The sequence below is a fragment of the Marinomonas gallaica genome (assembly GCF_001639745.1).
GTDB classification, from domain to species: Bacteria; Pseudomonadota; Gammaproteobacteria; order Pseudomonadales; family Marinomonadaceae; genus Marinomonas; species Marinomonas gallaica.
Genome location: NZ_LTAX01000005.1, coordinates 104,465 through 125,837, shown reverse-complemented (window position 1 = coordinate 125,837; position 21,373 = coordinate 104,465). Strand labels below are relative to the sequence as shown.

Sequence of the window (21,373 nt, the reverse complement as noted above, 5' to 3'; positions counted from 1 at the left end):
TGTGACACTTACTAGTTGAGTCAATAGATGTATTCATAAGGCTTCCTAATATTTGAATCGACTTGCACTGTATGGCGTTGGAGAGGTAAAGGGAGAATCGCCCGCAATCATTTCTGATAATAAACGTCCGCAGACTGGGCCTAAGGTTAAGCCGTGATGGGCATGGCCAAAATTAAACCACAATCCTTTATGATCGGGTGCTGGGCCTATGATTGGCTTCATATCAGGAAAGCAGGGACGTAATCCAAGCCAAGGCTCCACATCGACAGGTTCCCCAAGAGGAAAAATGTTTCGAGCAATTTTTTCGCAGCGTTCTAATTGGATTGCATTCACAGCATCCGTTTCGCTTGCCAACTCGACTCCTGTTGTAAGCCGAATACCCATATCCATTTGGGATAAAACAAAGCCCCCCTTAGTGTCGCATACGGGATGCTGAAGGCTTGTATTGTTTAAGTTACGATAGTGCTGGTGATAGCCACGCTTGATTCCCATTGGGAAACGGTAGCCTAGTTTGGTATAGACATCTGGCGACTGGGGGCCAAGAGCTACAACCACTTCTGGTGCTGTGATTACTCCGTTATGAGAGTCGATCCGCCAATGGGTTGAAGTTTGCTTTAGTGTTCTAGCATCACCGTGAAGAACTTTACCACCACGCTCTTTGAAAAGGGAACAGTAGCCCTCTACTAGAGCACCGGGGTTGGTGACTGTTTTAGGGTCGAGCCAGTGAACGCCCCCAACCACCGTATGACTTAGATGAGGTTCGCGTTCGCGCAATGCTGGACCATCAAGTAGGTCGAAAGCGAGCCCATATTTTGTCAGTGCTAAGGCATCTGATTTTGCTTTTGAGAAGGCTTTTTCGGAGCGAAATATTTCAATCCAGCCCTGATCTTTTACAAAACGGTTTAACTTCGCTGCTTCTACAAACTGATCATGCTCGGCAACACAACGCTCAATAAGAGGCAGCATGGCTGCCGCTGCTTTGTCGAGCGCGGCGGGAGCTGAATGGTTCCAGTAGCTTAACAACCACGGGGTGGCTTTGGGTAAAAAAGAAAAATTATATCTTACATCTGCTTGTCGGTTTAGGCCGTAACGCAAAAGAGAAGTGAACTCCCTTGGAAACGAATAGGGAATGACGCTAGAGCGCTCGATTAGGCCCGCATTACCATAGCTGGTGCTTTTACCAGGACTGGCTTTATCTATAAGTGCGACTTGATAGCCTTTAGCTTGCAAATGGAGTGCGCTACTGACACCAATAATGCCTGCTCCAAGTATAATTATTTGAAATTGCATGCAGCCTTATTCCTTATAAAGAGTGTTAATGCATATGACGGCCGAGTCGGCCTTCAAAATAAACAATGCTTCGACGAACGAGTTCTACAACAACTAGATATAGAACAGCCGCCCACAAATAGATCTCAAAGTCGAAGGTTCTGGAAAATGCTTGCTTTGACACTCCCATAAGATCGTAAATGGTCACGAGTGATGAAATAGCACTAGCTTTAATCATTAAAATCAACTCATTCCCAAGTGGTCCGATGGCAACAACAAGAGATTGTGGCAGTACGATCTTAAAAAACGTAGTAGAGCGCTTAAGGGACAGTGCATGGGCTGCTTCATATTGACCTTTAGGAATGGACAGCAGGCTTCCTCTGAATATTTCTGCCTGATAAGCAGCGGTATTCAAGGTGAAGGCTAATAATGAGCAATACCATGCATCTCTAAAGAACCACCAAAGCCCCACGTCTTGCCAAAACTCCATAAATGCTCCAAGGCCGTAATAGAGCATGAAAAGCTGCGCGAGTAGAGGTGATCCTCGAAAGAAATAAATGTAACTTTTACTAAATCGTCTAATAAACACATTAGATGAAAGCTGGGCAGTCGCAAGAATTAAGCCTAAGATCGCACCTAAGCTGAAGGAGATAGCGACCAATTTAGCTGTAACAATCAAACCGCTTAATAATCGATCTCCATAGATGTTAAATAAATCGATATTAATAAATAAACCTAAAATGGATTCGTGGTTCATTATTTAATACTCCTTAAGTGCTTGCTATAGTGTGTCTCCATAAAATTAAATATTTGACCTGATAGCGCTGAAAATAATAGATAGACTAAGCAAGCTACAGTGTAAAAAAACATAGGTTCTTTAGTGATGCTTACAGCAAGACTTGTCTGTCGCATTAGGTCAATTAACGAAATAGTAGAGACAAGGGAGGTGTCCTTTAAAAGAGATAGCCAGTTGTTAGAGAGCCCTGGAATGGCTATTCTTATTAACTGAGGTAAAATGATTTTAAAAAACGTTTTTGGCTTACTAATGCCTAAAACGAATGCGGCTTCGTATTGCCCTTTTGGTAGTGTTTTAAAGGCTCCAAGCCAAACTTCACTAGAAAATGCAGCGAATACAAAACTAAAAGCAATCATCGCAGCGACAAATGTATGAATAATAAACTCTCCACTAAAGCCAAGATAATCCATCATGTTTTGGACAAGGATTTGGCAGCCATAATAAATAATTAAAAGCGTTAATAACTCCGGAAGTCCTCTAAATACTGTTGAAAAAAGTGCGGAAAAAGTTTTCGCTAGCCTACTATTAGAGCGAGCGTTAATGGCAATCCACATGCCCAGAGGTAAGCCAATTGGCAAACAGGCAAGCGATAGAGAAAGGGTGATCAGTGCACCTTTGAGCAAGGCGATACCCCATCCGTCATTAGAAAATGACAGTAATGATAAGTATTCCATCGGTGTCTCTCTTTACGTGAAGGTGAGATAGCCCTTAATTAGTTGAGGGCTATCTCAAATTAGCAAATAAACATTCTAGGCAAGGCTTAATAAATGTTGGTACCGAAGTATCGGTTAGAAATCTCTAGATAAGTGCCATCAGCAACAATAGCGTCGATTGCCTGATTGAAACGCTCTCTAAGTTGATCATCCGCTTTTCTGACTGCAATCGCAGCTTCTGAGTTTGTCCCTTGAAAGTCGCCAACATATTCACAGCAATCATCCCCATGATTATTAACCCATTCCATTAATGGAATCATATCAGCAACCACTGCATCTAAACGTCCATTAGCTAAATCAGCATTGGCTTCATCTTGAGTCGGGTATAGTTTTATGGAGGCACCTTTTACTGCTAGTACATCCTCTGCATAAAATGCTTGAGTTGAAGCAGATTGGGCCCCAATAACAAGACCTCTGGCGTCAAAGTTATCCATTGTCGTGTCGCTTCCTTTTTTAACCGCCAGAGAAAGAGGAGTATTGTAGTAGTGATTTGTAAAAGATACCTTTAATCTTCTTTCTGGAGTGTTAATCATTGATGCGATAACAGCATCATATTTTTTAGCAATTAGGCCAGGAATAATTCCATCCCAATCTTGTGCTAATATTGTGCACTCTGCGTTCATTTTCTTACATAAAGCATTAGTGATCTCTACATCAAAACCATGAAGATTGTTATTAGAATCTACATAATTAAATGGGGGGTAAGCACCTTCGGTAGCAATTTTAATAGTGTCTGCATGTAGAAAAGGGGAGATGCTTAATGAGCCAACTAAAAGAGTATTGAATATTGTTTTTTTCATTGATTTATTCCTTTTTATAGATTGTTTTTTTATTTTATTTGGACGTATATCCAACAAATTCATTATGTAAAGAAGCTGTGGCTTCAAGTCGTTTTTCAACGTCAGGACCAAGCTTCTTACAGACCTCATTAACCATTAGGTGTACCCAAGACAGCATCGAGGCCGTAGATTCCCAAAAAAAATTAAATTCTGTAGGAATACGGAATACTTCCTCTGCATTGCTTGCGGCCCAGTCACAATAAGTGTCAGTTACTAAAGTAGTTGGGATTCCAAGTTCTTTTGCCTTAGAGCACAATGCCAAGGCATGTTTCGAATATCGACGTGCTTCAAAAACTATCAATGAAGTTTCTTCTGGACGGCTGAGTAAAACGTCGCTGTAATGACCAGCAGCACCATCGACAAGATGAACCCCAGGACGAATATATTGCAGAAGGTGAGTCATACATACAGCAACACCTCGCTCTGTTTGAAAGCCTGCGACGAATATTTGCGATGAATTAGCGAGTCTTTGTGCAACGTTATCCCAGTCATTGGTTAATGCGTATTCGTAAACTCGCATTAAGGATGAGATTTCTAATTCTAAGCTTCTTGATAAACCATTCGGACCATCACTTTGAGATTGACGAAACTCTTGTAAACGATCTCCTGCTAACCAAGGTTGGTCTCCTAGGCTTTTCTTTAAATCATGTTTTAGATCTTTCAAGTGACTATAGCCAATCGAACGACAGAAGCGTCCAACACTTGATTCACTTAGCTCTAATTTTTGGGCAATATTTGCCGCCGTTTGAAATGGAAGATCTTGAAGGTTAGAAAGCATGTACGTTGCAATCATACGACCAGATGCCGAAGTGGTTTCTAAACTTTGTTCCAAACGTTGTATCAATGTCTGATTCATTGCGACCTCACTTTTTGCTTAATTTGAATTTAATTTCTTTCTATCATTACTTCAATAGTGACAGAAAACTGTCAAAAATATATCTAAAAATCCCTAAGTTACTGAAATTATTGAGTTAATATTTATTTTAAAAATTAAATGTCGCTTAAATAGAAATGATGTTAATCGCCATATTGAAAATTTAATAAGTGGTATGAGGGTTTTAATTGTTAGCGGTGTCGTACTTTGAAGTAGGTTCTTCATGTCAAATACTACCGAGTGTTATGAAATACAGTGTCTCTCGTATATATGCACTATCAATGATTGGATCGAGGTGTTGAGATTGTTGATCAGATTTTCCAAATTCGTAGTTTTCACTTGCACGGACGTCTTTGCTTTTTCCATTGAAAAGCATGCGTCTAAAGACTTGGGTTTGATTTACTTTGATGATTAACTGAAGAGGGTTTTTAGGAGTCAAGCAAACAGCGAAGTAAACTGATCTTGGTTAGAGTAATCTTTTTTGAAAGAAATTAATTAATATCAAAGACCCTTCATCTATACATAATGAGCACATCTAAAACCTAGCATTTAGAGAACGGGTAACGCCCGCCGTTACAATCGTTATATAAGGAATGTATCTATGCGTTTTGTATTCAAATCTTTAGCGTTATCAATGTCGTTGGTCTCTACGCAAATGGCGTTTGCGGGCCAGCAAACAGCCGATGCTGTGGCGCCGGAAATCGCCGGGGAAATACAGCAAAAGCAGTTAGTGGAAGCAAAGCAATTCATGGTGGCAGCCGCCAACCCTAAAGCGGTAGAAGCGGGTTATGCCATCTTGAAAAAAGGCGGATCGGCGTTAGACGCCTACGTCGCAGTGCAAGCGGTATTAGGGCTGGTAGAGCCTCAGTCTTCTGGGCTCGGTGGCGGTGCTTTTGCCGTGTATTACGATGCTAAATCTCAAAAGCTAACGACTTTTGATGGCCGTGAAACCGCCCCTCAAGCGGCCACGCCTGAATTATTTCAACACGAAGATGGTACGACGTTTAAGTTTTATGATGCTGTGATTGGCGGACGCTCAGTCGGCACACCCGGCACCGTTGCCTTAATGCAAGCTCTGCATGAGCAAGGTGGACAACTGTCTTGGAAAGCGCTGTTTGAGCCTGCGATTGAGTTGGCACAAGATGGCTTTGACGTCTCGCCTAGACTTGCTGGCGCCATCGCGAACACCAGAGATTCTTTGGCGCGCTTTCCTGATACCGCCGCGTATTTCTTAGATTCTAATGGCGCACCTCTTCAAGAGGGAACACGGCTTAAAAATCCAGCCTATGCCAAAACCTTGACGAGCATTGCCCAGTCAGGGGCGGATGCTTTTTATCAGGGGGACATTGCCCAAGACATCGTAACCGCAGTGCGCTCTACATCGGACAATCCCGGCGTGTTGGCCTTAGAAGATTTTATGACTTATAAAATCAAGGAGCGCGACGCCACATGTTTGCCTTATAAGCAATTTGATATTTGTGGCATGGGACCGCCGAGCTCGGGGGCATTAACGGTGGGTCAAATCCTAGGTATGACTCAGCATTTTGACCTAGCGGCCATGGGGCCGGAATCACCAACCGCTTGGCAAATCATTGGTGATGCCTCACGCCTAGCGTTTGCTGATCGCGGTCGCTACATAGCAGATACCGACTTTGTGCCGATGCCAAAGGGCTTGCTGGATGAACAGTATCTTGCCAGCCGAGCGAAGCTAATCACCCCCGGTAAAGCCTTAGAAACGGTATCAGCAGGCGAGCCTGACTGGCAAAATGCCATTACTTTGGCAGACGATCAGTCCATCGAATTCCCGAGCACCAGCCACATTTCTATTGTCGACGCAGAGGGCAATGCCTTGTCCGTTACCACGACCATTGAAAACGGTTTTGGCTCCCGAGTGATGAGTAATGGATTCCTGCTGAATAATGAACTAACGGATTTTTCATTTGCCTCTTACAGCCAAGGTTACCCAATTGCCAATCGTCTTGAGCCGGGTAAGCGTCCGCGTTCATCCATGGCGCCTACTATTGTAATGAAAGACGATAAACCGTACTTAGTGGTCGGCTCTCCGGGCGGCAGTCGTATTATTGGTTACGTCTCCAAAGCACTGATAGCGCATTTAGAGTGGGGCATGGACATCCAAGAAGCGATCTCGTTACCGAATATGCTAAACCGTTTTGGTACCTTTGATATTGAACAGGGAACCTCAGCAGAAGCACTCGCTAAAGACTTAGAGGAAATGGGCTACCAAGTGTCTTTACGAGATCTTAATTCAGGTCTACAGGGCATTATGATTCAAGAGGGTAAGCTTTTTGGTGGTGCGGACCCTCGACGTGAGGGTGCTGCGATGGGTGAGTAATACCATTTGCTAGCTCTAAAAAGCTTAGCCTGAAAAAGCTGTTTTTTAGGCTGCAGGTATCGTTAATTGATCACATGGACGTGTCGGTTTTGGTGAATTAGACGTTTCTAATTAGGTGACTGCATTAAAGTTGCCTACTATCTAAGTAAGCGCTTAACTGAATCGTAAAGGAGTCACACAATGAAAGCAGTAATAGTCGCGGCAGGTCGAAGTGCTGTCGGTGCGTTTAATGGTGCTTTATCTTCTTTAACAGCGGTTGAAATTGGCACACAAGTATTAAGCGGTTTGTTGAACAAACATCCAAGTCTAAGTTCGCACATCGATGAAGTCATATTGGGTCAAGTACTGACGGCTGGCTCTGGTCAAAACCCCGCTCGACAAACAGCGCTTAAAGCGGGTTTAAATGAGCATGTTTCAGCCATGACCGTCAACATGGTGTGTGGTTCTGGTCTCAAAGCGGTTCAGTTGGCCGCCCAAGCAATATTAAATGGCGACGCTAAAATGGTCGTAGCGGGGGGGCAAGAAAGCATGAGCCAAGCGCCGCATGTCATTCCACAAAGTCGAGTCGGTAAGAAAATGGGCCACTGGACAATGCTTGATACCATGATTGTTGATGGTCTGTGGGATGCATTTTACGAATATCATATGGGGCAAACCGCGGAGAATATTGCTTTTCAGTGGCATATTACTCGTGAGCAGCAGGATGTTTACGCGCTTCAATCACAGCAGAAAGCCGTGCAAGCGCAGCAAGCAGGGCGGTTTCAAACAGAAATCTTACCGATTAGCGTTCCGCGGCGTTACGCAGAGCCGCTTATCTTTCAAGAAGATGAGCAAATTCGCCCAGACACGAATCCTGACTCATTAGCCAAATTACGTCCGGCGTTTAGCAAAGAGGGCACCGTAACCGCAGGTAATGCGTCGACCCTCAATGATGGCGCCGCGATGGTTATTGTAACGTCGGAAGACGAGGCGAAACGATTAAATCTACCTGTATTAGCGACCATCGAAGCGAGTGCCACATCTGGCGTTGACCCTACCATCATGGGGATTGGCCCTATCGCAGCGACTCAAAAAGCCTTAGAAAAAGTCGATTGGAAAATAGACGAACTCGATTTAATAGAGGCGAATGAAGCGTTTGCAGTGCAAGCACTCTGTGTGGCTCAGGAGCTTGGCTTAAACCCTGACAAAGTAAATGTAAATGGTGGCGCCATCGCCTTAGGTCACCCCATTGGCGCCTCGGGCTGTCGCGTGTTGGTGACTTTGATTCATGAAATGCAAAGACAGCAACTCAACAAAGGCCTTGCGACGCTGTGCATTGGTGGTGGCATGGGGATATCGATGCTTATTTCTAATTCACCTTGAGGTTTAGTTGTCGAAGAATACATTTTTCAACGCTACTTATTGGTGCTCAAGATGAAAAAAGTCCCCCAAGCATTTTAAACGCTTGGGGGACTTTTTTAGCAGAAACGGTTACTTCGCGAGGGTTAGGTCATGGATCACTTTGGTATTTGATCCTTAACAAATGTTGTATCTTTCTCACCTTTGAAGAAGTCACGGCCATATACCAAGATACAAAGCACAACACCTACTGCAAAGGCCCAAGTAGCGCCACGTGTGGCAAGAACCGCTGCGACGATACCGGCAATGCCAAGATCTCGCTGTGAACGTGCTTCCATGACGCCGATTCGAACTGATACATAGCCTTGGATCAACAGTGTTAACGCTAGGGCCACACCAAGAATAGGTTGTACCAGTGTCACGATCGGCATAAATAGTAAGCCAGTATTGGTTCCCCAACGGAAAGAGCCTGCGCCACCAAAGATGGATTTCATGGCTTTTTTACCTTGGCTAAAACGCTCAACAATAACGACGTGCATCGCTGCCCAAAGTGGACCACACATCGCCACATCTGGGCCTAAAATAGACATAACAGAGTTACGTGCACCAAAAATCATGTGTGCACGATCCGGGTCGTAATCAATTTTCTCATCTGTACGAATTTGATCTGCTTCTTCCAAAATAGCGCGGCTTTGTAAAACATCGCCGAAAAGAACGATATAAGCGGCTAACACCGTCGGAATAGCGCTTAAAAACATCATAAGCGGTGGCATACCTAGACCAAATACGGTGTATTCGTTCCATAGCGTGACGAAGTCAGGAGAAGAAATCCCCCACTCAATGCTAGGCCAAGATGTTTCCCCTACCGTGGGAGCAATGATTATGGCCAACGCAACAATCGGAAAGATACCCAGTTTGCCAACAAGGTTAAAAAACGCGTTATTTTGTTTCAGTTGCGCAAAGTGACGCGAGAAAATCACATAGAACGCAATACCAACCGCTAGAGTGATGGTAATTGGATAGGTGTCAAAACGCCCATCGACTTTGAAAACGGCCATGACAGCCGCTATACCTGCACCAATAATGATCCCCGATTTTATGGCTTGGGGAATAAGCGAGACAACTTTGTGGGCCAGTCCCGATGCCCCGATAAATATCGAGAATATTCCGAGTAAAAGCTGGAAGGATATTAACGCATGGATCCGTTCAGGTCCTTCAGGGAAGGTTGTACAGTAAGCCATCAATAACGGAATCGCAGGTGTTATCCAACCTGGAACCACTGGGTCGCCTAGCAAATGGTGCAATAAGTAAAAAAGACCATTTAGCATAACGACGGCTAACGCTACTTCAAATGGCATGCCTAGCAATTCTGTCATTAGCGGAATAGCCGCTAGGTCAACTGCACACATCAACAGACCTTGAAAGTAATCAGGCCACTCTATGCGATAATGCACAAACGGAAGGCGGACTTTAAAAGGACCCATGGACCAAAATGGTGCTTCTTGGCCATCAATACGTTCTTCACTCATGATGATTTCCTATTATTCTTGTAATGTTTTAGTGCCCTGCAACCCTTGGTTGCAGGGGGATTTCTTAATGTCGCTGTAATTTAGAAAGCTTCTTGATACAGCTTTAAGGCATCGCTTTCAGCGACGGGAACAGGGTTGTTACCAAGCAAACGAGTTTGCAGCATGGCATCTTTGGCTAGAGTAGGGAGGCTCTCTTCAGTGACCCCAACATCGCGTAGCCTTTGCGGAGCGCCTGACTCATTCATTAGATTTTGCATGTAGTCCACGAATTGCGCCGCTCGGTTATTGGCGTCGCCTTCCGTTGAATCCAGCACCACATCAGCCAGTTCAGCATAGAGTGAGGCTGCTTCCTTCATGTTGTAGCGCAGGACAGGGCCTAGCATTAATGCATTGGTTAAACCGTGCGGTAAGTGATAATGGCCGCCTAATGGGTAAGCTAAAGCGTGGACGGCTGCGACAGGGCTATTGGAAAAGGCTTGGCCAGCCAAGTTGGCACCAAGTAACATAGCTTCACGTGCCGCACGATTAGCGCCATCATGACAAGCTGTAAGCAGGTTCTTACTTAACAGGCGCAGTGCTTCTTTTGCCAGTGCATCTGAAAGTGGGTTCTTAAGATGCGCTGAGGTATACGCTTCAATCGCATGCACCATGGCATCAATCCCCGTTGCGGCTGTCGGCAGAGAAGGAAGACCAATGGTGAGTTCTGCGTCAAGCAAGACATAATCCGCGTACAACTGCTTAGAGACAACGCCCATTTTAGTGGTTTCACCGGTGGTTAAAATGGTGATGTTCGTTACCTCAGAACCGGTTCCTGCGGTCGTTGGTATTTGCAATAACGGAGCACGCTTTCCTTTCACTTTGCCGATACCATAAAGCTCAGCAAGAGGTTGTTCTGATGTCAGCATAACCGCTACTAACTTCGCGATGTCCATTGGTGAGCCGCCACCCAAGCCAATAACTAAATCGGTTTGATTGGCTTTAGCAAAATCCACACAGGCCATTAAGATGTGCTCTGGCGGGTCTGCAACCACATCGTCGAAAATGGAAATACTGAAGCCTTGAGCTTCTAATGAGGCTTTGGTCTCATTCAAAAGACCGCTGTCGCTGAGAAACTTATCAGTTACCAGCAGGACGTTGCGCTCTTGAAACCATTCGCTGGCTAATTCCCCAAGACGTTTCGCTCCGCCCCATTCAACATGCATGGAACCTGGAGTGTTAAATGAAAATGTTTTGATACCCTGTGACATAATGATTTCCTCGAATTAAATAGCGCTGCAGATGTATTTCAGTTCTAAGTATTCATCGATGCCGTACTTAGAGCCTTCGCGTCCTAGACCTGATTGTTTGACGCCACCGAAAGGTGCGACTTCGTTGGAAATAAGCCCTGTGTTCTGGCCTACCATGCCGTACTCTAAAGCTTCTGAAACGCGCACACTGCGAGCATGGTCTTGGGTAAAGAAGTAAGCCGCTAAGCCAAAGATGGTGTCGTTTGCCATGGAAATAGCTTGTGCTTCGGTATCGAATGGAAAGATCGGCGCCATAGGGCCAAACGTTTCTTCTTGAGCCACCTTCATATCACGGGTGACGTCTACCAAGATCGAAGGTTGCAGGAATAATCCGCCTAGACGCTTGCCACCATGAACCAACTTGGCACCTTTAGAGACGGCATCCTGAATATGCTCTTCCACTTTGGTAATGGCTTTTTCTTCGATCATCGGCCCTATTTGGATACCATCTTCGATGCCGTTACCAATGTTTAAAGCCGCCACTTTTTCTTGAAGTTTTGCAATGAAGGCATCGTATACACCGCGTTGCACTAAGATACGGTTTGCACAGACGCAAGTTTGACCTGCATTGCGATATTTAGAGGCCATTGCTCCTTCGACAGCCTTATCCAGATCGGCATCATCAAATACAATGAACGGAGCATTGCCGCCGAGCTCAAGAGATACTTTTTTAATGGTATCCGCACACTGAGCCATCAGTAGACGACCCACCTCAGTTGATCCAGTAAAGGACAGCTTGGTCACCACATGACTGTCTGTCAGCACCTTGCCGAGTTTGCTGGCAGAGCCTGTAATCACTTGGAAAACCCCATCGGGAATGCCTGCTCTTTGAGCCAATTCAGCAAGGGCCAACGCGGTAAGAGGGGTTAAATCTGCCGGGCGGACAATCATAGAACAGCCCGCCGCGAGAGCTGGCGCCGCTTTACGAGTGATCATCGCGGCAGGGAAATTCCAAGGGGTAATGGCCGCGGTCACACCAATTGGTTGACGAATGACCGTTAAACGCTGATTCGTCATTGGTGCAGGGATAGTGTCTCCGTAGACACGCTTTGCTTCTTCTGCAAACCATTCCACAAATGAGGCGGCATAACCGATTTCACCTTTGGCTTCCGTTAGCGGCTTACCTTGTTCAGACGTCATGATCATCGCTAAGTCGTCAGTATTCTCGATGATCAAATCAAACCAGCGGCGCAGAATTTTTGAACGCTCTTTTGCCGTCATAGCCGCCCACTTTTTTTGGGCAGCGTGTGAGGCTTCAATGATAGAAGGGACTTCATCCGCACCAAGGTGCGGGATGTTGGCAATCACTTCACCGTTCGCTGGGTTAGTGACAGGGATGGTTTTATTATCCGCAGCTGATACCCATTGACCATTCACTAAGCAGCGTTCTTTTAATAGAGACGCATCATTTAGATACATAGTTTTAACACCTTTATTTTTATGATTCGTAGGCTTTGGCAAGAAAGTGGAGAGGTCTTGCTTTTGCCAAACGACTGCTAGAGTACACCCTTGAAGCGTCGCTAATTTAGGCAGCTTGATACTCGGAATGGGCGCACTGATCGCAGCGCTAAAGGTGAAATTGCAAAGGCGGTGCCAGTTTTGTAGCTTTTGTTAATATATTGAAATATAAAGGAAAATTAAATTTTATTAGCGGTTATCTAAATTCGTGAGCGGATTCCGATCATAAAAATGAATGGCTATGAGCGCAATCCGATCACAGATTAATGTTCTATATTACTTCGAGGGCTAAAACGACTGGGGTAATAAACGGACCAATCGCTAAGTAGTTTCATTGCGGGAGGTTGGCTGGGATCTGGCTGCGTGACCCCTATGGTAATCACTTGCTGAAGCTGGTGCGTTTGTTCATCCATAAACGATGAGTAGCCAATGGGGTCTTCCGGTAGATGAAGTACAAGCTGCTCTAGCGTTTTCTGAATGGCGGGATTATCGGCAGATTTGCCAGCAATCGCCAACGTTTCAGCGATCGCCATAATTCCAGAGTAGGCACCTTCAGCGGCATAGGACGGATAGCGACCACTGATTGATTTGAAGCGATTAACGAACCAATGGTTCAATTCAGTGTTAGGCCAATTGGTATGATGGCGTGACGACATAATCAAGCCATTTGGCATGTCATCGCCTAATGCGGCGAGCACTTCATAATTGCCACCCGTGTCAAAGTTCGCAAACGCTGAGTGATTAAATAATGGTGTATTTTGTGCTTGTTGAATAAACGCGACGAGATCTCCGCCCCACATAGAATTAACAATGAGGTCTGTGGGTTGCTCCATTAAAGCGCGGATAAAGGGCGAGTAATTAGGTTCGAACAACCTTGGCCATAATGTTGTGACAATTTGATAGGGCACCTGTAATTCATCCAGTGCACCGGTGAAATCCTGCCAAACGGAATAGCCATATTCGTAGTCGGGGGCAATGTATGAAATTCTAATGGGGTGGCCATCTTTTTTCGGTAATAAGTGCTCTTTAATATAGTTTGCACCAGCCAGCATACTTTGCTTGGTATTGTTGCTGACCCGAAAATAAAACGGGTTTGCTAAAGGCTCTGTTAAGCGGGAAGAGGCGTGGTCTGTACCAATAAAGAACACCTCTTCTTGAGCCGCTACTTGCGCGACTTGTAAGGCAACCGAAGAATTGACGACACCACATAAAAAGCGTGTGCCTTCCTCTTGCACAAAAGCACGAGCAATACGTGTGGCCCTAGAGGCTTTGGAGCGCGAGTCTTCAATCAATACTTGAATGTTTGGATAGCGCTCTGTAGCAGCTATTTTCTCTAGAGCAATCTGGATACCGATTTGACTGTCATGTCCATATAGCCCACCTCGGCCGGTCATCGGAAACAGGCAACCCACTTTTACAGCGTCATCGCTGTTTGCTCCCAACCTTATTTCAGCGGATGCGCTTAAAGGGAAAAAGCACAGCATCAGTAAATAAATCTTCAATGCCAACAAGTTCAGAGTAATATTTTTATTTTGCATAGGACATTGGCCTAAAGGTCTAAATCTAAGCGCTGCATGCGTCTTTTTAATGCATGACGGGATATCCCGAGTTTCTCTGCCGCTAAGCCTTTTTTACCCTGTGAAGCATTCAATGCCTGCAGAATGAGTTCTTTTTCTTTGGACTCGACTTGTTCATCATATGAACACTCTAATGCGGTAACCGGCAACGTTTTAGCGGCAATTTCTTTAGGCAAAACATCGCACGTGATGTACTGACCTGGGTATAAAATTGTCATTCGTTCTAGCAAGTTTTTCAATTCTCTGATGTTACCTGGCCAAGTATAATGTTGCAGTGCAAACATGGCTTCCGGCGTTATGCTAACAGGTTGACAACCCTCATTTTGAGCCATTAGTTTAGCAAAATGCGCCACCAGCAAGGGGAGGTCAGCGATGCGATCTTGCAGGGCGGGAATTTCTACCGGTACAACGTTAAGACGATAGAATAGATCCTGTCGAAAACGTCCCTCTGAGATCTGTAACGCTAGGTTTTGGTTCGTTGCTGCCATAATGACCGCATCAGATTTACGTTCTTTACCCGCTCCGACAGGGCGAAAGGTTCTTTGCTCTAGAAACGTCAGCAATTTAGCTTGAATATTAAGAGGCATCTCGCCAATTTCATCTAAAAATAAAGTACCGCCATTGGCCAGTGCTACCAAACCATCGCGTGAAGAGGTGGCGCCCGTATACGCGCCTTTTTCTGCGCCAAAGAGCTCTGCTTCAATCAAGTGCTCAGGCAGGGCGGCGCAATTTACTTCAATGAAGGGCGCATTACTGTATCGCTGGTTGTGGATGCTCTTGGCGACCATGCTTTTCCCTGTCCCCGAAGGGCCTTGGATCAAGATCGTTCTGGCGGCGCTGTTTGCGACTTGTGTGATCATGTTCTTAAGGAGGTTGGTTTGCGCTGAGTGACCTATGATCTGATTATTTATATCGTCTTTGCTGCGCAGGAACTCTAATTCTTTTGTGACTCTTCGTTGCTCGGCCGTTCGGATCATTAATAACTCAAGTTCGTCCACATCAAACGGTTTCGTGATGTAATCAACAGCACCTTCTTTTACCGCTTTAACCGCTGTTCTAGTGTCCCCATGTGCCGAAATCATTATCACGGGAGTGCCGGGCGATATTTGTCGCAACTGACTTAATACATCCAGTCCAGAGATGTCCGGTAAGCCTAAATCGAGCAGCACTAAATCAGGATTTAATTGCTCAAACGCTGCGATGCCTTCTTGTCCGGTAAAAGCAGCAGAGAGCTCCAGATCTTTATTGTTCAAGGAAAATTTAATGCTACGAACTAAATTCTGTTCATCATCAATGACCAAAACGTTTAGGTTACTCATAGGTATCGTCTAACTTTGCGTGTATAGGGAATTGTAAAACCACCGTGGTGCCAACAGGGCTCGAATGAATCTGTATTCGCCCTTGATTGGCCTGAATCAGCACCTGACATATGGCCAAGCCTAAGCCTGTTCCAGTGGGTTTGGTGGTGTAGAACGGTTCGAAAATTCGCTCAAGATGTGTTGGGTCTATGCCCGGTCCATTATCCGTCACTTTAATCACCAGGTGTTCAGTCTCCCGTTGAGCGCGGATGGTGACATCGCAACCTATACCATTAAATGACTGGATGGCATTTAAAACAAGATTTATTAATACTTGATGCAGATGCGAAGGGTCGGCGAACAGCTCTAACGTTTCCTCACACTCAATCGTCAAGCTTGCCTTGTGTTTGTGTACTGTGGCATTCAATAAATTAGCAACTAGATGGAGTTCCTTCACCAGCAAAAACATTTCTTGTTTGGGGGGCGTTGGTCGGGCAAAGTTTAACAGGTTATCGATAACACCATTTACTCGACCGAGTTCTTCCACTACCATTGAAAGCATCTCTTTGTTTTCATCGTTGTGTTCTCTTTTTAAAAGTGCTTTTGTCGTAATGCCAACAATATTAAGAGGATTGCGAATATCGTGGGCGAGACCGGCGGCTAGGTTGCCCAGCGAGGCTCGTCGCTCCATTTCAACATTGGATTGAATGACTTGGTTAAGTTGAGAGCGCATCTTTTCAATTGCGAAAGTGAGGCGCTCGACTTCTGTGCCTGGTTGAGGTGGAACGGGAGATTTGAGGTCTCCTGAAGCCACTCGTTCAATGCCTTCAATGAGCGTATCTACTTGACGGTTTAATCGTTTAGAAATAAACCAATGGATAATCATAAGACAGGCCGCCGTTAGCAGTACTAAGCCGATTAACCAATAACGTAAAGTTGCACTTGGTGCCGCCGTTAGTACTTCATTCTGCTTTAGTTTAATGGACCAGTTTGGGTATAAATTAAATGATTGGTCATAGTGTTCTCCGTCTTGAATAGGCTGCCCAACAATGTCAAACACTCGGTCGCCAGGTACACCAATATAGGGTGTAAATATGCCGTCCGTACCCAGTGATTTTGGAATGGCCGCTAACGAGTTGAAGCGTAATATTAGCCCTAAATAGGAAACGGTATTGTTTTCAGAAAGCCTAGTAATAGGTTTCATAAGCAGTACTGAAGCGGGCCGTTCAAAACTGAAATATTCCGGCCCCAATAGATCGGCTTGTTCGAACTGTGTTTGATAGGTCTGAACCGCAAGATACCTTTTTTCTGAATAAGAGTGCTCGGGAAAGCTCCATAAGAACCGCTTACTGGCGTCAAAAAAAGCAATGCCATAGACATTATTAGGGTCAGTTTGTAATCGTAATAATGCTTGTAATGCATCAGGAAGATTGTGCTTGCCATCCTTTTGAAAGATCTCTGATGAGTCAAGCTCGTCAGCAAGCACGTCAAGCTGGTACAAGCGTTCTCTGAGATGGACGCGAAACTCATTCTGAACCGCAGCCACCTGCGTGTTAAGCCTGCCATCAGTGATTTTGGAGACTAATTGATCAAAATAGCGATCATAAAGACTGGTAAAGATAAACAAAGGGACCAATGCCACAACCAAAGAGAGAACCAAGTATCGGTTAGAGAGGCGTTTATATTGCGTATTAGTTGACACACTTGGTCCCGTAAAGTCAGAAAGAACCGCGTTCGCATGTAAACGAAACAAGGCCTTTACCAATCTAATAAAATGAAACGTTCTAAATCAAACCCAGTTGTAGGAATATAACATTTAATAGCCGCATCGATTGTTAACCTTTACCGCGACATTGCATAGTCTTTAATGGCTTGGAAGCGAAGTTTGGCTTGTTTGGGCAAGGTCTTAGGGATCTCAAACTCTGTTATATCACCGTCGCCTGCTTGAATAATCATCACCATGCCCATGGTCAAATGCGGTGAGCATTCAATGCCGTAAAATCCTGACTTATTAATCTCCATCGTAATAGGCTTGTTGATTTTACCGCGGTAACGGTTCGCCCCTCTTGGGACCATATAATTAATCGTGACCGCATTATGACCATAGTCTGTTGGCTCAAAGGTCACCGTATCACCCACCTCGACGTGTAAAAAACTTGGCTCAAAGGCCATCGTTCCCCAATCATTTTGATTGACCATTTTAACGATATGCTCCGCTGCAAAGGATGTACCTGCAAGGGGAATCAGTGCCAAGGCCATAATAAGTCGACGTAACATGAAAGCTCCCAGAGTTGGAATAAAATGCCATCTTAGCATATTGGCTCCTGAATGCCGTTTAGAGTGCCAATGCTCGGTATAAAACAGGCGATTATTTTGATTGGGTTTATGGTAAAGTTTTCGTCAAGAAGACAGTATGTAAGGATACAAACATGGGTGAAAAGCACGAAACCCTATTTCGCACGCTCTCGATGCTGAAAATCATCCCCAAAAAGCCTAGTTATAGAGCCACTTCAGCCATTCATCGAAAATTAGAAGAAAAAGGTTTTGTGGTCAACCTGCGTACAGTTCAGCGTGATCTGAAAGCCATGATGGACCATTTACCGCTTAATTGTATAGAAGGCGATGGCGAGCACCGTTGGAATTTGTCAGCTAGCTTTAATGATTCAAAGCTTGGGCTGGATACACCAACAGCCTTAACCTTAGTACTGGCGCATGAGTATTTATCTAGCCTACTGCCGAAAATCGCTGTAGATCAGATTGCGCCTCAATTCAAAGCGGCCCAACAATACTTAAACGCGCTACCTAAGAATCACTACTCTGGCTGGGCTAATCGCGTCAAAGCTATCCCGAATGGTAAAGCTTTAATTCCTGCTCAAGTTAAACAGGGTATTTGGGACGCTGTATCCGAAGCGGCGTTAGAAGAGTACGCCATTGACGTAACCTACCTAAGCCGTAAACAGAATGAACCCAAAGACTACATACTGCATCCGCAAGCCATCGTTGTTCGTCATAGTGTTAGCTACCTTTTAGCAACCGTAAAAGACTACGATGACATACGCCAATTTGCATTGCATAGAATCCAAAGGGCAGAGCGCTCCCAAAAAAAATTTCGCCCACTAAAAGGCTTCAACTTAAGCGAATACCTTAATCAAGGCGCATTTGATTACAGAGTCTCCACCGACGATGTACAGCTCAAAGCGCGTGTGAAAAATGAAATCGCTTGGTTACTGTCCGAAACGCCTTTAAGCGAAGACCAAGATTTAAAACCAGAAGAAGACGGCTGGTATCAACTGACTGCCAAGGTACCAGATGACCAACAAACGCTTTGGTGGATACAAGGCTACGGGGCTGCGATTGACGTGCAGGAGCCGAAAGCGTGGCGTGAGCATATTCACCAGCAGGCGAGGGAAGTGTTGGGGTTGATGTCGTGAAAGATAGTAGTCATGTCAATTTTATATCATTCCCTTTCGCTTAAGGTGCTACATGGATTTGAAAGCTAACACGACCTTATATTACGACACGTTTGCAGAAGACTTTGCTAAGAGCACGCTACCAGTCGACATGTCTGCGTTGTATCAGCGTTTTCTCCCTCTTATCCCGCCATGCGGCAATATCCTCGATGCGGGTTGTGGCAGTGGCCGCGATGCGAAGTATTTCCAATCAATAGGTCATAAGGTATCGGCTTTTGATGCGAGCTCTAGGCTTGCTTCGATAGCTTCTAATTACCTAAATATTGATGTTCCTGTGCTCACTTTTCAAACATTTAATGAGTCCGGTTTATATGATGGCATCTGGTGCTGTGCAAGTTTACTGCATGTCCCCAAAGTAGAACTCATGGATGCAATTTCACGCTTACGTAAGGCACTCAAGCGAAATGGCATTTTGTACATGTCGTTCAAGCATGGTGATGAAGAGCGTGTTAAAGAAGGGCGCTTCTTTTGTGACCAGACCGAACAAACGGTCAGGCCGTATTTGGAAGGGTTTGAGGTCAAAGATATGTGGGTAACAGGTGACCAGAGAGAGGGTCGCTCGTCCGAGCAGTGGCTCAACATAATCGTTGAAAAGCAAGAGTAAATTGGCGATGAAAACGGCCATCGAGTTTATTGCTTACATTCAACGGATGTTGGTGGAGGGTGATTTTACCGCGACGTACAAGTATGCGTTATTACATGCGATTGCGGATGTATGTGTGGAAAGCTCAAGTGTGACCGGAAACAGTAAACTCCCTATTCAGTTAGATGTTTTAGCGGACAAAATGCTTCGTTTGTATTGGAATCAGGCCCGACCGTTTGGTGGTTCTAGTCAAACAATGCAATTGCATCAAAACAGTGATTCGCAAAAGCAAATCGCTATTATCACGGCGGTGCAGAGCATCCAGCAAACAGGTTTGTACAACATCAATCAGTTGTACAAAAGCCCACACTATAAAACTGTGCATAGAGTAGCAAAGGCAGCCCTCAAAAGTGGCCCACTCTGGCGCTTGCAGATTTTGGCAAAAAAAGAAGAATGCTTTTTATATCCGCATGATAAAAGCCAGAACCATATCGAGCTAAATGCTGGTATCGCGGGTTATTTTCGTGAGTTTTATCATCTGATCACCTACCTTGCTCGGGCCGCTTGGATCGACAAAATCATTTCTTTTAAGCACAACCAATACCTAGTCGGTGCACAAGCCAACTTACCAGAGTTTCTGTTTGGTCAAGACCGTAAGGCTTTAGCCTATGCCAAGCCTCTACTTCAAGACATACAGAAAAATACCTGCTTCTACTGTGGCAAAAAGCTCGACCAACATGCCGAAGTCGATCACTTTATCCCATTTGCCAAATACGCGTTCGACCTTGGCCACAACTTTGTATTGGCTGATCGTACCTGCAACAACAGTAAGCGAGATTACCTCGCCAGCTATGAGCACAAGTTTAAATGGGAAGAAAATAATCTCGCCAACCACGCAAACATGATCTCTGAGGAGCTTGCCAGTTACGTCGAGTGCGATAAAGAGAAATCCATGTCTGTAGCAGATTGGGCGTATCAGATAGCTCAAAATAGTGCTGCAAATTTATGGCAAAGCAAGAGCGAATTTAGATTAGCGTGAGTGTTTAGTTAGATATAGGGTTAGTAAATGAATGTTATACGGAGGTAATTTTGATTAGGGCAACAAAAGTAAATATCCAAAAGCAAATTATAGACGCGATAGTATCGGCTGCCGAAGAGTCATATGACAGCACGGGCGTCCATATAAGAAAAATGCCTGAGTATTATTTGAATGTTCTTATTGCGCATAGTTTAGCCAAAGCGTTTCCAAGTCTTGGTTATAGACTGGAAATGCCAGTAAAAGAAGCGCTCGCTAGCTTAGGTCTGGAGTACGTACAGAGCTCTTCGGAATTAAGAGATAGCGGACGGTTTGATGTTGTGCTTACTAGCAAGAAAAGCAGAAAGCTGAGACACGTTATTGAAGTAAAAAGATCGTTGAACAACCGCCAGTTGCTTAAAGAGGCAAAGCGTTTGAAAGCCCTAGCAATGGAAGTACATGAATCTAAAAGGCTAGAGACTGGTTATATTGCCGCAATTAGTCGATTGAGAAATCGACCTAGATCCAATAATATTGACCAGTTGATTGATAGTCGTATGGATAATATTCAAGAATATCTTGGTCAAGAAATGATAGTTAGTTGTTATTTTGAAACTCTTGACTCAGGCTCGGTTGGCTTTCCGGAAGATGAAGCTTTGGTTATAGTGGTATTTTGCTTACAGAAACGCGAACTATATTGAGTGAAAAAAGACATGCGGGTTTGAACACTCGTTTGATCCCCTGATATACCGCTTTCTTTGTCTTATTCTTCGCTTGGCGCATGAGCAGTGTCTCTGAAACACGCTCTGTGACTGTAACCAGATGGCACCCTGACCATAGACTGTATCTCCTTCCCAGTGTCCAATCCTTTCTTTCGCATCAAAGTGTGCTGGCCGTTAGTCAATATATACTTGGTTTGGAATGAGCTTGGCTGCAGCTTCTTGTCAGCGATCTTTCGAGCGGAAAATCCTAGTT

The 21,373-nt window shown here is 44.8% G+C and carries 18 protein-coding genes; 6 read left to right on the top strand and 12 right to left on the bottom strand.

Translation table 11 applies throughout. The features are described 5' to 3' along the window. Positions 1 to 45 precede the first annotated feature (45 nt). The 5 genes from AYW76_RS07200 to AYW76_RS07180 form a co-directional block, all read right to left on the bottom strand. A complete protein-coding gene (locus tag AYW76_RS07200; protein ID WP_067217816.1) occupies positions 46 to 1,290 on the bottom strand; it encodes an NAD(P)/FAD-dependent oxidoreductase in 1,245 nt (414 codons plus the stop codon). 25 nt (positions 1,291 to 1,315) lie between these two features. Further along, complete coding sequence (locus AYW76_RS07195; RefSeq protein ID WP_067217813.1) at positions 1,316 to 2,026, bottom strand: ABC transporter permease; 711 nt, start codon at positions 2,024 to 2,026, stop codon at positions 1,316 to 1,318. Beyond that, on the bottom strand, positions 2,026 to 2,739 hold the full coding sequence (locus tag AYW76_RS07190) for an ABC transporter permease (protein ID WP_067217809.1): 714 nt from the start codon (positions 2,737 to 2,739) through the stop codon (positions 2,026 to 2,028). Before AYW76_RS07190 ends, AYW76_RS07195 begins: the two co-directional genes overlap by 1 nt. Positions 2,740 to 2,825: 86 nt before the next feature. Further along, positions 2,826 to 3,578 (bottom strand): transporter substrate-binding domain-containing protein, encoded by a 753-nt coding sequence (locus tag AYW76_RS07185; RefSeq protein ID WP_067217806.1) that lies wholly within the window; start codon positions 3,576 to 3,578, stop codon positions 2,826 to 2,828. A 34-nt stretch (positions 3,579 to 3,612) separates the two neighbouring features. Then, positions 3,613 to 4,473, bottom strand: a complete 861-nt coding sequence (locus AYW76_RS07180; RefSeq protein ID WP_067217802.1) for a MurR/RpiR family transcriptional regulator — start codon at positions 4,471 to 4,473, stop codon at positions 3,613 to 3,615. A gap of 619 nt (positions 4,474 to 5,092) precedes the next feature. On the opposite strand from AYW76_RS07180, the gene ggt reads away from it, so the two are divergent. Beyond that, positions 5,093 to 6,844 (top strand): gamma-glutamyltransferase, encoded by a 1,752-nt coding sequence (gene ggt, locus AYW76_RS07175; RefSeq protein ID WP_067217800.1) that lies wholly within the window; start codon positions 5,093 to 5,095, stop codon positions 6,842 to 6,844. A 180-nt stretch (positions 6,845 to 7,024) separates the two neighbouring features. Next, positions 7,025 to 8,206, top strand: coding sequence for an acetyl-CoA C-acetyltransferase (locus tag AYW76_RS07170; RefSeq protein ID WP_067217798.1), 1,182 nt, complete (start codon positions 7,025 to 7,027; stop codon positions 8,204 to 8,206). A 134-nt stretch (positions 8,207 to 8,340) separates the two neighbouring features. On the opposite strand, the gene AYW76_RS07165 is transcribed toward AYW76_RS07170, so the two are convergent. The 7 genes from AYW76_RS07165 to AYW76_RS07135 form a co-directional block, all read right to left on the bottom strand. After that, complete coding sequence (locus AYW76_RS07165; protein WP_067217796.1) at positions 8,341 to 9,711, bottom strand: hypothetical protein; 1,371 nt, start codon at positions 9,709 to 9,711, stop codon at positions 8,341 to 8,343. An 80-nt stretch (positions 9,712 to 9,791) separates the two neighbouring features. Beyond that, positions 9,792 to 10,946, bottom strand: coding sequence for an iron-containing alcohol dehydrogenase (locus tag AYW76_RS07160; RefSeq protein ID WP_407943002.1), 1,155 nt, complete (start codon positions 10,944 to 10,946; stop codon positions 9,792 to 9,794). A gap of 27 nt (positions 10,947 to 10,973) precedes the next feature. Continuing rightward, entirely contained in the window at positions 10,974 to 12,416 is a 1,443-nt protein-coding gene (locus AYW76_RS07155) for an NAD-dependent succinate-semialdehyde dehydrogenase (protein ID WP_067217791.1), read from the bottom strand. 302 nt (positions 12,417 to 12,718) lie between these two features. Next, entirely contained in the window at positions 12,719 to 13,993 is a 1,275-nt protein-coding gene (locus AYW76_RS07150) for an ABC transporter substrate-binding protein (protein ID WP_067217788.1), read from the bottom strand. A gap of 11 nt (positions 13,994 to 14,004) precedes the next feature. After that, positions 14,005 to 15,351, bottom strand: a complete 1,347-nt coding sequence (locus AYW76_RS07145; RefSeq protein ID WP_067217785.1) for a sigma-54-dependent transcriptional regulator — start codon at positions 15,349 to 15,351, stop codon at positions 14,005 to 14,007. Next, on the bottom strand, positions 15,344 to 17,032 hold the full coding sequence (locus tag AYW76_RS07140) for a sensor histidine kinase (RefSeq protein WP_156489041.1): 1,689 nt from the start codon (positions 17,030 to 17,032) through the stop codon (positions 15,344 to 15,346). The genes AYW76_RS07145 and AYW76_RS07140 overlap by 8 nt, the downstream gene beginning before the upstream one ends. A gap of 140 nt (positions 17,033 to 17,172) precedes the next feature. Next, positions 17,173 to 17,607 (bottom strand): pseudoazurin, encoded by a 435-nt coding sequence (locus AYW76_RS07135; RefSeq protein WP_067217779.1) that lies wholly within the window; start codon positions 17,605 to 17,607, stop codon positions 17,173 to 17,175. 152 nt (positions 17,608 to 17,759) lie between these two features. Between AYW76_RS07135 and AYW76_RS07130 the strand changes: the two genes are divergently transcribed. Genes AYW76_RS07130 through AYW76_RS07115 form a run of 4 tightly spaced genes read left to right on the top strand, consistent with a single transcriptional unit; the run spans position 17,760 to position 21,099 of the window. Then, positions 17,760 to 18,761 (top strand): helix-turn-helix transcriptional regulator, encoded by a 1,002-nt coding sequence (locus AYW76_RS07130; RefSeq protein WP_067217776.1) that lies wholly within the window; start codon positions 17,760 to 17,762, stop codon positions 18,759 to 18,761. A gap of 52 nt (positions 18,762 to 18,813) precedes the next feature. Next, entirely contained in the window at positions 18,814 to 19,404 is a 591-nt protein-coding gene (locus AYW76_RS07125; RefSeq protein ID WP_067217773.1) for a class I SAM-dependent methyltransferase, read from the top strand. A gap of 7 nt (positions 19,405 to 19,411) precedes the next feature. After that, positions 19,412 to 20,422, top strand: coding sequence for an HNH endonuclease (locus tag AYW76_RS07120; RefSeq protein ID WP_067217770.1), 1,011 nt, complete (start codon positions 19,412 to 19,414; stop codon positions 20,420 to 20,422). A 50-nt stretch (positions 20,423 to 20,472) separates the two neighbouring features. Next, the gene (locus AYW76_RS07115) at positions 20,473 to 21,099 is read left to right on the top strand and encodes a hypothetical protein (protein ID WP_067217767.1); all 627 of its coding nucleotides are present in this window, start codon (positions 20,473 to 20,475) and stop codon (positions 21,097 to 21,099) included. The last annotated feature ends 274 nt before the right edge of the window (positions 21,100 to 21,373 follow it).

Coding starts and splice junctions, on each gene's coding strand:
- AYW76_RS07145 (WP_067217785.1), bottom strand. CDS start 15,351: ATGAGTAACCTAAACGTTTTGGTCATTGATGATGAACAGAATTTAGTT.
- AYW76_RS07165 (WP_067217796.1), bottom strand. CDS start 9,711: ATGAGTGAAGAACGTATTGATGGCCAAGAAGCACCATTTTGGTCCATG.
- AYW76_RS07185 (WP_067217806.1), bottom strand. CDS start 3,578: ATGAAAAAAACAATATTCAATACTCTTTTAGTTGGCTCATTAAGCATC.
- AYW76_RS07155 (WP_067217791.1), bottom strand. CDS start 12,416: ATGTATCTAAATGATGCGTCTCTATTAAAAGAACGCTGCTTAGTGAAT.
- AYW76_RS07190 (WP_067217809.1), bottom strand. CDS start 2,739: ATGGAATACTTATCATTACTGTCATTTTCTAATGACGGATGGGGTATC.
- AYW76_RS07180 (WP_067217802.1), bottom strand. CDS start 4,473: ATGAATCAGACATTGATACAACGTTTGGAACAAAGTTTAGAAACCACT.
- AYW76_RS07195 (WP_067217813.1), bottom strand. CDS start 2,026: ATGAACCACGAATCCATTTTAGGTTTATTTATTAATATCGATTTATTT.
- AYW76_RS07120 (WP_067217770.1), top strand. CDS start 19,412: ATGAAAACGGCCATCGAGTTTATTGCTTACATTCAACGGATGTTGGTG.
- AYW76_RS07150 (WP_067217788.1), bottom strand. CDS start 13,993: ATGCAAAATAAAAATATTACTCTGAACTTGTTGGCATTGAAGATTTAT.
- ggt (WP_067217800.1), top strand. CDS start 5,093: ATGCGTTTTGTATTCAAATCTTTAGCGTTATCAATGTCGTTGGTCTCT.
- AYW76_RS07135 (WP_067217779.1), bottom strand. CDS start 17,607: ATGTTACGTCGACTTATTATGGCCTTGGCACTGATTCCCCTTGCAGGT.
- AYW76_RS07200 (WP_067217816.1), bottom strand. CDS start 1,290: ATGCAATTTCAAATAATTATACTTGGAGCAGGCATTATTGGTGTCAGT.
- AYW76_RS07130 (WP_067217776.1), top strand. CDS start 17,760: ATGGGTGAAAAGCACGAAACCCTATTTCGCACGCTCTCGATGCTGAAA.
- AYW76_RS07125 (WP_067217773.1), top strand. CDS start 18,814: ATGGATTTGAAAGCTAACACGACCTTATATTACGACACGTTTGCAGAA.
- AYW76_RS07170 (WP_067217798.1), top strand. CDS start 7,025: ATGAAAGCAGTAATAGTCGCGGCAGGTCGAAGTGCTGTCGGTGCGTTT.